The sequence below is a fragment of the Streptomyces sp. NPDC054047 genome (assembly GCF_055585065.1).
On sequence record NZ_JBVJKV010000003.1, the window covers coordinates 1,110,916 to 1,122,196 of the forward strand.

Annotated in this window: 9 protein-coding genes and 1 pseudogene; 4 read left to right on the plus strand and 6 right to left on the minus strand. The window is 68.3% G+C overall.

Annotated elements, in window-relative coordinates:
- Window positions 1–158: 158 nt before the first annotated feature.
- Window positions 159–935, minus strand: coding sequence for a type I methionyl aminopeptidase (map, locus tag ACZ6ZP_RS16580; protein ID WP_351155757.1), 777 nt, complete (start codon window positions 933–935; stop codon window positions 159–161).
- Window positions 936–999: 64 nt separating this feature from the next.
- Here map and ACZ6ZP_RS16585 point away from each other — a divergent pair, with 64 nt between their 5' ends.
- A complete protein-coding gene (locus ACZ6ZP_RS16585) occupies window positions 1,000–1,305 on the plus strand; it encodes a helix-turn-helix domain-containing protein (RefSeq protein WP_361472929.1) in 306 nt (101 codons plus the stop codon).
- A gap of 50 nt (window positions 1,306–1,355) precedes the next feature.
- Here the strand turns inward: ACZ6ZP_RS16585 and ACZ6ZP_RS16590 are convergent, their stop codons facing one another.
- Window positions 1,356–2,381 (minus strand): GlxA family transcriptional regulator, encoded by a 1,026-nt coding sequence (locus ACZ6ZP_RS16590; protein ID WP_469407228.1) that lies wholly within the window; start codon window positions 2,379–2,381, stop codon window positions 1,356–1,358.
- 18 nt (window positions 2,382–2,399) lie between these two features.
- On the opposite strand from ACZ6ZP_RS16590, the gene ACZ6ZP_RS16595 reads away from it, so the two are divergent.
- Window positions 2,400–3,305 carry a dienelactone hydrolase family protein gene (locus ACZ6ZP_RS16595; protein ID WP_351155752.1) on the plus strand — a complete coding sequence of 302 codons (906 nt, stop codon included), beginning with the start codon at window positions 2,400–2,402 and terminating at the stop codon, window positions 3,303–3,305.
- Between the two features lie 329 nt (window positions 3,306–3,634).
- Here ACZ6ZP_RS16595 and ACZ6ZP_RS16600 read toward each other — a convergent pair whose 3' ends face one another.
- From ACZ6ZP_RS16600 to ACZ6ZP_RS16615, 4 genes are all read right to left on the minus strand, one after another.
- Entirely contained in the window at window positions 3,635–5,665 is a 2,031-nt protein-coding gene (locus tag ACZ6ZP_RS16600; RefSeq protein WP_469407229.1) for a hypothetical protein, read from the minus strand.
- Window positions 5,666–5,705: 40 nt separating this feature from the next.
- A complete protein-coding gene (locus ACZ6ZP_RS16605; RefSeq protein ID WP_366463960.1) occupies window positions 5,706–6,947 on the minus strand; it encodes an ATP-grasp domain-containing protein in 1,242 nt (413 codons plus the stop codon).
- A gap of 276 nt (window positions 6,948–7,223) precedes the next feature.
- Window positions 7,224–8,018: a phosphotransferase family protein gene (locus ACZ6ZP_RS16610; protein WP_469407231.1), complete on the minus strand. Its 795-nt coding sequence runs from the start codon at window positions 8,016–8,018 to the stop codon at window positions 7,224–7,226.
- Between the two features lie 356 nt (window positions 8,019–8,374).
- Entirely contained in the window at window positions 8,375–9,019 is a 645-nt protein-coding gene (locus ACZ6ZP_RS16615; protein WP_469407232.1) for a TetR/AcrR family transcriptional regulator, read from the minus strand.
- Window positions 9,020–9,184: 165 nt separating this feature from the next.
- Here ACZ6ZP_RS16615 and ACZ6ZP_RS16620 point away from each other — a divergent pair.
- Together ACZ6ZP_RS16620 and ACZ6ZP_RS16625 are read left to right on the plus strand one after the other, a co-directional pair.
- Window positions 9,185–9,476, plus strand: a pseudogene (locus ACZ6ZP_RS16620) (ATP-binding cassette domain-containing protein); the annotation flags it as partial.
- Between the two features lie 586 nt (window positions 9,477–10,062).
- Window positions 10,063–10,713: a CatB-related O-acetyltransferase gene (locus ACZ6ZP_RS16625; RefSeq protein WP_383824476.1), complete on the plus strand. Its 651-nt coding sequence runs from the start codon at window positions 10,063–10,065 to the stop codon at window positions 10,711–10,713.
- The last annotated feature ends 568 nt before the right edge of the window (window positions 10,714–11,281 follow it).

Here is an 11,281-nt window from a genome sequence, read left to right on the forward strand (position 1 = left end):
AGGTTGCCGCGCTCAAGAGCTGTTGAGTTCTGGTGCGAACGTGGGCGGCCCGATTGGCTTTCTATGATCCCCGCACGCGTGAGCCAGGGGCCGCCGTACCGCACGCCCCAACCACCAGTCGGCAGCGGTACGCGGGGGCGGCCCCAAGCCCTTGACGGCTACGCCCGCGGAGGCAGGGTGAGGATTTCGGCTCCGTCGTCAGTGATGGCGATGGTGTGCTCGCTGTGTGCCGTCCGGCAGCCCGTTGCGCTGCGAAGCGTCCAGCCGTCGGCGTCGGTGACGAGCGTGGCGGTGTCGGCCATGACCCAGGGCTCCAGGGCCAGGAGCAGCCCAGGGCGCAGCTTGTAGCCCCGGCCGGGCCGTCCGTTGTTGGCGACATGCGGGTCCTGGTGCATCGTCGAGCCGATGCCGTGACCGCCGAACTCAAGGTTGATCGGGTACCCGGCTTCGCCGAGGACCGTACCGATGGCGTGGGAGAGATCGCCGATGCGGGCCCCCGGCTTGGCGGCGGCGATGCCCGCGGCCAGCGCGCGTTCGGTCGTCTCGATCATCGCGACGCTCTCCGCCGGCCGGGCCTCGCCCACGAGGAAACTGATCGCGGCATCCGCGGCCACTCCGCGCGTGGAGACAGCCAGGTCGAGGGTCAGCAGGTCGCCGTCGGCCAGCGTGTAGTTGTGGGGACGGCCGTGGAGCACGGCGTCATTGACGGCCGTGCAGATGTAGTGGCCGAACGGACCGCGACCGAAGGACGGCGCATAGTCGACGTAACAGGACTGCGCCCCGGCCTCGGCGATCATTTCCTTGGCCCACTGGTCGATGTCCAGAAGGTTCGTGCCGGCCGTGCTGCGCTGCTTCAGCGTGTGCAGGATGTAGCCGACCAGCGCTCCGGTCTCCTTCGCCCGCTCGAGCCGGGTGGAGTTCAGGATCTCAATCATGGGGGCCCCTCACGTGTTTCCAATAACTATACCGGTCTAACTGTACCGGTATTAGAATGGGGTCATGGTCAGGTTGCCGCTCACTCCCGCCGAGGTCGAACGCGGACAGCGCCTCGGCGCCCTGCTCCGCCGTGCCCGGGGCTGCCGCTCGATGCTCGACGTCGCGCTCGCCGCGGGCATCTCGCCGGAGACGCTCCGAAAGATCGAATCCGGCCGCGTGGCCACCCCCGCCTTCCCGACCATCGCCGCGATCGCCGACACCCTCGGGTTGTCCCTCGACGCGGTCTGGGCGGAAATCAGCGCACCGGAGGGTGCCGGAGAGGACCGGTCGGTCCTGCCCGTCGCCCGGCACGCGCTGTTCGCCTCGTAGCCCGGCTCGTAGCCGCCGCGTCGCCCCCGCGCGGCGGAGTCTGCTTGGCATTACGGCAGATGCAGGGAGGGTGGCACGCCGGTGATCGCGCTTTTGGGCACGCGGTGACGATGGAATTTCGCGCGGTACTCCCTCGGGCGCTGGCCCGTGTGCCTGGCGAAGATGCCGCTGAACGTTCCAGGGTCGCGGTATCCGACATCGGCGGCGACGTTGGCGACGGTCTTGTCGGTGGTTTCCAGCAGGTGTCTGGCGCGGCGCACCCGGACCGTCTGAAGGTACGCCAGCGGTGACTCGCCGGCTTCGTGGCCGAAGCGGCGGAGCATGGTTCTCGTGCTGACGTGGAACTCCTGGGCCAGGGTGGGCAGGTCGTAGCGAGTGTCGAGGTTCTGGTCGAGCCACCGCTTGACGCTGAGCGAGAACTCCCTGCCCAGAGTTGGTATGAGCTCCGCGTCGACGTACGGAGCTTGGGTGGAGCGCGCGTCATCGAGCAGCGCGATACGCGCGGTGCCACGGGCGACGCGGGGACCGTCGTGCTCGCGGATGAACTGCAGCGCGAAGTCGTACATGGCGCTGAAGGCCGCGGTGGTCGTGACCCCGCGGTCGGTCACGACCAGACTCTTCGGCCGGAGGCGGACGTCGGGGTAGCGGCGGGCGAACCGGTCCGCGAACAGCCAGGACGTGGTCGCTTCGCGTCCGCCGAGCAGTCCGGCTTCAGCAACGAGGAAGGCGCCCACGCAGATCGAGACGACAGCGGTCCCCGCTGCCGCCTGTGAGCGAATCGCCGACACTTCTGGTCCCAGGTCTGCGATGGTCGCCTCGAGACCGGTGGTGGGCGAAGACTCGAAGCCCGGCACGATCAGGACGTCCACGGGGCGCATCGCCGAGACGTCGAGGACCGGGCCTCCGGACGCGATCACTCTCCTCCGGGGCGAGATGACCGACGTCTCGTAGGCCGGTTCGTGCGCTCCGCGTGCCGCGGCGACGTGACTTGCCATCGTCAGGAGGTCGGGCACGCCGAACACCTCCGACGCGAAGCAGCCGGGGTAGGCCAGCACGCCAACTCGTAACGGACTCACGCGATCCCCCTCCGCCCTTTGAAGGGTGGCGATATTACCGGGATACATGGCGATGTCGCCGCTTCTCAGGAAGGTCGGCCACTCGCCATCATCTCGATCATGACAATGGTGCGAGGACAGAACGATCCTCTCGAGGACTTCGTACGGAGAGATGTCAGCGTCGATGACATCGACAAGACCGTGTACGTCGCCGGGGCGGGGCCGGCAGTCATCCTCATGCCGGAGATGCCGGGCATCAGCCCCGACGTCGCCCGGTTCGCACGCTGGGTGCGTGATGCCGGCTTCACGGTGTACCTGCCTTCTCTCTTCGGTGTCGACGGTGCCTATCCACTCGCCGAGGCACGCGAGACCGTCGTTCGACGCGCGTGTGTCAGTGCCGAGTTCCGAGCGTTTGCCGGAGGCGGCACAAGCCCTGTCGTCACCTGGCTGCGTGGCCTCGCCCGTCTGGCGCACGCGGAGCACGGAGGGCCCGGTGTCGGCGCGGTCGGTCTGTGCTTCACCGGCAACTTCGCTCTGACCATGGCGCTCGAACCCGCTGTCATCGCACCCGTCGTCAACCACCCGTCCCTTCCGCTCGACGACCCCGGCGGTCTGGAGATCAGCGAGGAAGACGCCGCTGCGGTGGCCGACCGCGTGGCGCGCGACGGCTTGAAGGTGCTCGCCTACCGCTTCGAGAACGACAGTTGGTGCACCGGCCAGCGGTTCGCCGCCTACCGGGCGCTGCTGGGGGACGCGTTCGACGGCCGCGTACTCAGAGCCGAGACGGCGAACACCAATCCTCCGCCCTTCTTCCGTGACGTCGTCGGCTGCGCCCACAGTGTTGTCACGGCCCACCTCGTCGACCAGGAGGGTCACCCCACCATGCAAGCCCGGAACGAGATCATCGCCTTTCTGGCCGAGCGGCTCGGGAGGCGGCTGGACTGAGCCCAACAGCTGCGGATCAGCTGAAGCGTCACGAAGGCTTGAGCGGGCTGCACTGCCGCACCGGCAGTGCAGCCCGTCACGGGGCGCCGCACGGGACGCGTGGCCGAGAGGTCGGGCGGCGCGATGAGCGCCGTGCCACTCGACGGCTTCGTCGTTGCGGGAGATCCGGAACCGGCCGCCGCCGGTGGTCCGGTACGCAGGACCACCGGCGGCTTGCCCTCACCGGGGTGGCGGTCGCCGGTTCGGCTTCCTTGCGGCCTCTGTCCGATTCCGGTGTCCGGCCGCGCTTCAGACAGGGAAGGTCGCGGCCTGGATCCGGGGCGCCGGGCTTACCGGCTCGTGGGCCTTTCGAGGGCTTGCAGCATCTCCGCCGACAGCCGGTCGTTGCCCCAGCTGCGCTCGATGTAGCCGGTGATCCGCGCGATGTTCTCGGCGGGTACGCGCTCCGGTTCGCCGTGCTCGAGCGGGTCGGCGTGGAAGATGTAGAGCCGCGAGGCGAACTGGTCGAACGGCAGTGATGCCTCGCCGAACCGCTCGCCGTTGCCCGAGGTGGAGACGACGACGCCGTCGCCCCAGTCCTGGCCGCTGTCGTTGTTCGGGTTGAAGAAGTACACCCGCATGACGTCCTGCGGGTCGGGCGCGGTCCGCAGAATGGTGATCGCGTGCCAGCCGATGTAGCGGGCCGCGCTGTCGGTGACGGCGATGCCGGCCGGCTGCGGATGGATCAGCGGCTGCTCGCCGTTGTAGAAGGGGTGGTAGCTGGTGTGGAACTGCCGCAGGAACTCGTCGAGGTCGACCAGGTTTCCGGTCGCGACGTCGACGTTGATGTGGAAACCGCGGGCTGCCCACCAGCCGTGGAACTCGGGGTTGATCCACCGGTGCGGGTCCCCCGGCCGTGCGGCGCAGCGCCGCCCCATCTCGGCGTAGATCCGGTCCAGGTGGGGGACCAGGAGGAGCGACACGGGGTCCAGGTCCATCGGCAGCGTGGTCGCGACGCCGCCCGCGCTGTCCTTCGACGAGATCGGCTGCCCCTCGAAGTGCATGAGGACCTCGTCGTCGCGGGCCGCCCAGACCAGCATCTGCAGCAGGTAGTCCGGATCGTTGTAGGACCACATCGACAGCGCACGGGCCGACTGGCAGGTGGGGTTGTCGCCCTGACCGACGCCGAGTGGCTGGCCCAGCATCGAGAGCACCCCCGCGACCAGCCGCGCCTGCGGCGACGGCGTCTCGCCGAAGACCGTAGTCAACCGCTCGCGCGCGACCGGAGAGAGCTCGAGCGACAGCTGGCGCCACAGTGCGGGCACCACCGGCGGCTGGTAGAGGATGCCGCGGTCGAGCAGCAGCGCCAGCCCGTAGACGCTCTGCGCGGTCTGCGGGTGCACGGCCGTCTCGATCAGCCGGTGCACCAGCTGGCTGTAGCGCAGCAGACAGTTGCGGCCGGTGTCGGAAAGGCCGAGCGCCTCACCGACGAGGTAGTCGCTCTCGCGCAGGAGGAATCGGAGCAGTTCAGCGTGGTACGGCGACACCAGGCCGGTGTCGTGCATCGCTCGCGCGAACCCCGTCGCCTCGTACTGAAGGCCGCCGGAATCCATCGCCTCGAGCCGGGAGCGGAAGACGTCGATGCCCGGGTCGTCCCGGCTCGCCTCGGTGGTCCCGAACAGACTCGTGATGAGCCGGTCGATGCCCTGCCCCGACGTCACACCCAGAGCGACGTCCGGGTCGTTGCGGTAGATCGAGATCCTGGTGATCAGGGCCTGCACCGCCTCGACCTGGATCGGACGCTGACGCAGGATCCGCCATATCTCGTCGACCAAATTGTCCAGGACGCTGTCGTAGCCGATCTCGTCGGCGAGGTGACGGAACAGGTCGCGGATGAGCTGTGCGGTCCGGCCCTGCTGGATTCGCTCCGCCTCACTGGGCGGGGTGAACAGCAGCTCCAGGTTCGTTGCCAGTACCTGGGACAGGAACTGGCGGGCGTCCTGGGCGGACAACGTCGGATGCGGGTAGTCGCCGCGGGCGACAGCGAGCATCCGCAGTTCGCTGGCCGCCTCCATGACGACGGTGTCCGCGTTTCCGCTGTGCAGGCTCGGGCCGACCAGCGCCGGGACGAGGATCTCCGGTGACGCCCAGTCCGTCTCCAGGAACAGTCCGGCTTCCTCAAGGGCCTGTGCCCGGGCCTGGATCGCCGCGGCGCCGCCCGGCTGCCCGAGCACCCGCCGCGCTGCTTCCAGGACCCGCCGCAGCTTGGTGTGCTTGCCGAAGTCGCGGGTTTCGGCCATGGCCTGGATGGCGTCGTCCAGCGAGGCCACGCGCTTGTCCAGCGTCGTGGCCTCACCGTTGACGTCGACGGTCGGTTTCAAAGAATTTCCCTCACGTTGGCCTCCTGCGTCCACAAGGCCGTCAGACGTAGAAGTCGAGCTCTTCCTGCTTCTTCAGCAGGTCACGCATGCGGTAGGGGTCATCACCGAAGAAGTACACCAGGCCCCAGTGGGTGCCGAACGCGGTCCTCTTGGTGACCGTCTCCTCCAGCGGCGTCGAGAGATCGTGCGACTCGTAGTAGTCGTCGTCCTCGGTCTCCTGCGGGATCTCCAGGTCGCTGACGACGCGGCGGCGCGGGTAGACACCGAAGCAGCCGGCGACCCCGGACGCGTCGACGACCTCGCGCGGGAAGAAGGCGTCGATCTCCTCCTCGGTCGTCTTCGGGTCGAAGGCAAGAACCAGCCCATGGTAGGCGTTGAACCCGTACGCCCGCTCCAGCAGCTCGAACACCTTGAAGCCCGGCGGCCGGTAGGCGACCTCACCGAAGTACATCTCTCCGTCACTTGTGACGAAATACTCGGGGTGTACGAAGCCGAACTCGATGTCGAACGTCTTGATGAGCTTCTCGATCTGCGCCGTGATCTGCGGCCGGTACCGCTCCAGTTCCGGGGTCGCCGGCACGAACACCGAATATCCCAGCGTGACGTACTCGGAGATATTGAGGAACTTGATCTTCCCGTTGTGCACCCACGCCTCGACCGCGAACTCCCAGCCGTCGAGGTGGGATTCCATGAGGACCGGGAACTCCTCGTCCGGAATCGTGTCGACCTCGTCCGGGGTACGGATGACGCGGTGCCCGAGGCATCCTGCCTTGTCGAACGCCTTGAGATGGATCGGGTCGTTCGGGTCACCGTCCAGCTTGAGCAGGGTCTGATTGACGCGCTTGAGGAAGCGGGTCACGTCGTCCCGGTCGTGGGCCTCCTCGAAGATCCCGACCCGGATGCCGCCGAGTTGCGCGCGGCGCTTCATCAGCGCCTTGTCACGCAGCAGCATGGCCTGACCGTACAGTCGCGGGTTGCCAAGCAGAACGGAGTTGATAGCCCCCGCCCATTCAACCGTTTCCTCGTACAGCGGGATCGCGACGTCTACCCCCTCGTTCTGAAGGGTCTCGGCGATCTCCATGGAGCGGTCGTTGAGCCGCTCGAAATTCCACGGAACGTAGGGGATGCCGTGGTCGACGCAGTACTCCTCGGCCCACTCCGGCGCCACGACGATATAGCGCCTGTCGAACCGGTCGAGGGCTTCCACCGCATTGAGACTCCAGCCAAGAAGCGCTACATAGCCTTTGTCCGGGTTCTTGGTGGCCGGTTCGCCCTGTGTCATAGACCGTTTCTCCTTCGGCGCGTGCGCTCGTCGATGCCGTGCTGGCACGACAGCGCCCGGTGATCTACCGGGCAAGCCCCTCCTGCCCACGCGCAGGCACCTCACTCCCGCGCAACTTCCGTGCGCGAGACAGGTGGTGGCCGGCCCGAGTCCCTCCGGCTCCGTGACCACGGTGTTGCGCCGGCGGCCCGGGCGGTCGGTGCGACGCCGGCGGCGTTCCACGACGCCGGGAATCTGCTCCCGGGGCTCTGTGTCGGTGGGAGGAGGTGTCCTGGATCAGGGGAGTTGGCTGGTCAGTCTGTCGGCTTGGCGTTCCACGGTGCCGACGGGGTTCTTTGGGTTCTGGCTCTGGTTGTCGAAGTTCAGGAGGAACAGCCAGACCAGGGCGAGGAGTCGGCGGCAGTCCTCGAGCCGTGCGGATTCGGATGGGGTCAGGTCGAAATGCCGTAGGAATGAGGGGATATCGAGGGGGTGCTCGACCCAGCTCCCGACGTGCTCGGTGATTTCCGCGAGTTCGAAAGCGCGGTCGCTGCGGCCCGAGTCCTCGAAGTCGACCACCTGGACGCTGGAGCCGTTCCAGAGGTAGTTGGCAAGGTTGCCGTCTCCCGGGCCGAAGACCGGCGGGACATTTGACGCTGTGTCCGCGTGCAGGCTTGAGCGGGCGAGCCAGTGCAGTCCGCGGTCCATGGCCCGTGTCACCGGGCCGTGCGGGGCCTTGGGGCGGGCTGTGGCTGCCCAGGTGTTGAGGTGGGCGATGAGATCGGCCTGCTGGCCGGGCCTGGCGGGAACCTGACGGAGGGTGTGGACGGGCACCGCGCTGTGCAGCGTGCGTACTGCATGCGCCAGTGCCTTGACCTGCTCGTCTCTCAGCGCGTATCCACGCATGGGTACACCTGCGAGCCGTGACATCACCACGGTCGACCCGGCGGCTGTCAGGTCCGCCTCCCTGGGGTCAGGGGCCAGTCCTGGCGCATGAACGGACAGGAGCCTCAGAGCGCGCCATTCGCGCTCAGCGCGTCCGCCGTCACGGCCGGGGAATCGCTTGACCACCTGGCCGGCGGCCTCCGTCACCGCGTGAGTACTCCATGCACCAGACTCCATGGGAAGCGATCGTGCCAGGCGGTCCGCGCTCCTGAACCGGAGTTGAGGGACCAGCTCTTCAGCTTGATGGGTTGCGTGGTGCGGGTGCCGTCTGGGTCCGGGGCCGTGCACCAAAGCTGGTGATGACCTTCCAGGCGAAGCCGTGGAAGGTCGACACCTCCAGCCGCTGCCGCAGTTCTGTGGTCAGGGTGTTGTCCTGTACGTGCCGCCATGTCCCGGGCATCGTTTTCTTTCTTGGGTGCCGGGTTTTGCCCTGGCGTGTGGCTCCGCCGGGGTGAGGGGCCCTTCCGGGCCCGGGGGGGGGCTCCGTTTCAGTGGTGGGGGTGTCAGGGGTTTGGGTTGGGTGGGGGGTGGTTGAAGGCTCCGGCACTGGCGGCCAGGGTTGCGGTGGTGGCGGCGTGGGTGGGCAGGTGCGGGTCGGGAGGGGTCCGCATGAGTACGAGTTGGTGGTAGAGGGGTGCGGTGGCGGCGATCAGCAGTCGTCGTGCGTCGGTGTGGTGGGGGAGTTCACCGCGTTGGATGGCGCGCTCGACGAGGATTTCGCAGCGTTGGTAGCGGTCTTCCCATAGTTGCTGCTGGGCGTGGGCGGCTCGTGCGGAGCGGAACGAGGCGGCGATCAGGGCTTGGGCGATGGAGGGTTGTGCGAGCAGGGATTGCTGGATCTCGTCGTTGAGGGCGGTCAGATCCTCGTGGAGGGAGCCGGTGTTGGGGGGCTGCCAGTCGTCCTGGCCGGCGGCGTCGAGGAGGTCGGCGAGCAGGCCGCCGGTGTCTTGCCAGCGTCGGTAGACGGTGGCGCGGTGCACGCCGGCGCGGGCCGCGACGCCCTCCATCGTGAGTCCCTCGTAGCCGTGTTCACCGAGTTCGGCGCGTACCGCGTCCAGGACGTGGGCGCGGATGCGGGCGGTGCGGCCGCCGGGCCGGCGCTCGGGCGGTGCGGCGGGGTGGGGCTGGGCGTGGGATGGGTCGGGCATCGGGAATCCGGTTGCTCGGCGGGCTGGAGCATGACAGGCTCTTAAAGTAACAGTTGTCGCAGTAGTGGGGTTGTCGATGCTCTTCCGAAGCGTTCTTCCGGTCTTGCGGCCCCAGGTGGCCGTTTCGTCCCCGGCAGCTTCGGAGTTGCTTGTACGCCTGCACAGATCACTGCACTCGCCGTCAGCAAGTCGTTCAATGGCAGGCCCGTACTCGACTCGGTGACCTGCTCGCTGGCCCGGGGTGAGCGCACCGGCATCGTCGGGGAGAACGGGTCGGGCAAGAGCACGCTGCTGCGGTTGCTCGCCCGGCGGGAGCGCCCCGATCAGGGGGAGGTCATCGTGCAGGCCGACGGCGGTTGTCGGCTACCTCGCCCAGGACGGGGGCCTGCCCGCGCAGGTGACCGCTGGGCAGGTCATCGATGGGGTGCTGGGTGATCTGCGGGGGATCGAGGCGCGGCCCTGGTTCGGGTCACGAGATCCTCCTGTCGGCTTTTGGGTGCGGGCGGCTGGGGGCGCTGGGGAGTATGTCGACCAGTTGCTGGCTCTGGGTGTGTTCGGGCGTGCGCGGCTCGGTGTTGCGGTGGCGCGGTTGTCCACCGGGTGGTGGCGGTGGCTGGTTCTGGTGCGGTTGGTCAGCTGGGCTGCGGATGTTCTGTTGTTCGATGGGCCCGCCATCCGTTTCTCGCCGGTTCTGGCTGAGGGGCTGGGGGGTGGTGCTGGTGGCTTTCGCCGGTGTTGTCGTGGTCGTGAGCCGTGGCCGGCTGCTGTGGCGGCGGTGGCGGGGGAGTTGTCTGGGTGTGTGTGCCGCCCAGGCCGCCTCGTTGCCGGCTTGAGGGTTGCGCGCCGCCTTCGTTCCTGCCCTCTGCCCTCTGCCCCGTGCCCTCTGTCCCGTGCCCCGTGCCCGGTGCTCCGTGTTCTCTGCCCCTCTGCCTGTTCCTGCCCTGCTGTGCGTTCCTGGCTTCCTGTCCCCGCTGTCCTGTTGGTGTTCGGTTGTCTCGTTGTCTCGTTGTTTTGTTTCTGGAAGGAAGTGCACGGTTCGTATGGTGTCTGTTCCTGCTGATCCCACGGTTCTGTATCCGATGCCGGAGCATCCGCGGGTGGTTTTGCTGCGGCCGTTGGTGACGTCTGCGTTGATCGAGGTGGGGGAGTATTCCTATTACGACGATCCGGTGGATCCGACCGCGTTCGAGACGCGCAATGTGCTGTATCACTACGGCCCGGAGAAGCTTCGCATCGGTAAATTCTGTGCGCTGGGTACCGGGACCCGGTTCATCATGAACGGTGCCAATCACCGGATGGACGGTCCCTCGACCTTCCCCTTCCCCGTCATGGGCGGTTCCTGGGCGGAGCACTTCGATCTGATCACGGATCTGCCCGGCCGGGGTGACACCGTCGTCGGTCATGATGTGTGGTTCGGTCATGGTGTGACGGTCATGCCCGGGGTCCGGATCGGTCACGGTGCGGTGGTCGCGTCCGGTGCGGTGGTCACCGGTGATGTGCCCGACTACGGGATCGTGGGGGGCAATCCGGCCCGGCTGATCCGTACCCGTTACGACGCGGAGGATGTCGCCCGGCTGCTGGCCGTGGCGTGGTGGGACTGGCCTGCCGGGCACATCACCGGGCATGTACGCACGATCATGTCGGGCTCGGTCGCGGATCTGGAGGCCGCCGCCCCGCCCGCGCGCCAGCCCTGACCCCGGCGCGGACACCGCGACTATGGCTGGGTCCGGCGCGAGTCCGGCGTCCCCCCCGTCTGGTGTCGGTGTCCTGCGCCCCGCGTCGGGCGCCGGGGTGTGTTCCTGGGGCCGGCACGGGATGCGCGTCCGCCGCTGGGTGTTCGGGGGTGTAGTCAACTCCGCGCTCCGGGGCGGGATCGGCGTCCCCCGGCGGGTACCGCGGCGACGGCGACCGGGGCCGGGACGGGTCCGGCGTCCTTGCGCCCCGCGTCGGGGTGCAGTCCTGGGTCCGGGCGCGGGTTCGGCGTCCCCCGCCGGGTACCGCGGCCGCAGCCGGGTCTGGTGCGGGTCGGGCGTCGCCCTGTCTGGTGTCGGTGTCCTGCGCCCTGCGTCGGGGTGTGTTCCTGGGTCCGGTGCGGGTTCGGAGTGCGGGGCCGGTGTCCCCCCGCCTGGGCTGCGGCGCGGGTCCGGCGTGCGCTGCCGGGGGGGGCGGGGTGTGCTCAACTCCGTGGTTTGGGTGCGGGGTTGGTGTCTTCTGCCGGGTGTGGGGTGGGGGTGGGTGCTGTGGGTGGGTTGTTGTGGTGGC

Excerpts from the sequence above, each read along its gene's own strand:
- map (WP_351155757.1), bottom strand. The coding sequence starts at position 935 with ATGATTGAGATCCTGAACTCCACCCGGCTCGAGCGGGCGAAGGAGACC.
- ACZ6ZP_RS16605 (WP_366463960.1), bottom strand. The coding sequence starts at position 6,947 with ATGACACAGGGCGAACCGGCCACCAAGAACCCGGACAAAGGCTATGTA.
- ACZ6ZP_RS16615 (WP_469407232.1), bottom strand. The coding sequence starts at position 9,019 with ATGCCCGACCCATCCCACGCCCAGCCCCACCCCGCCGCACCGCCCGAG.
- ACZ6ZP_RS16585 (WP_361472929.1), top strand. The coding sequence starts at position 1,000 with ATGGTCAGGTTGCCGCTCACTCCCGCCGAGGTCGAACGCGGACAGCGC.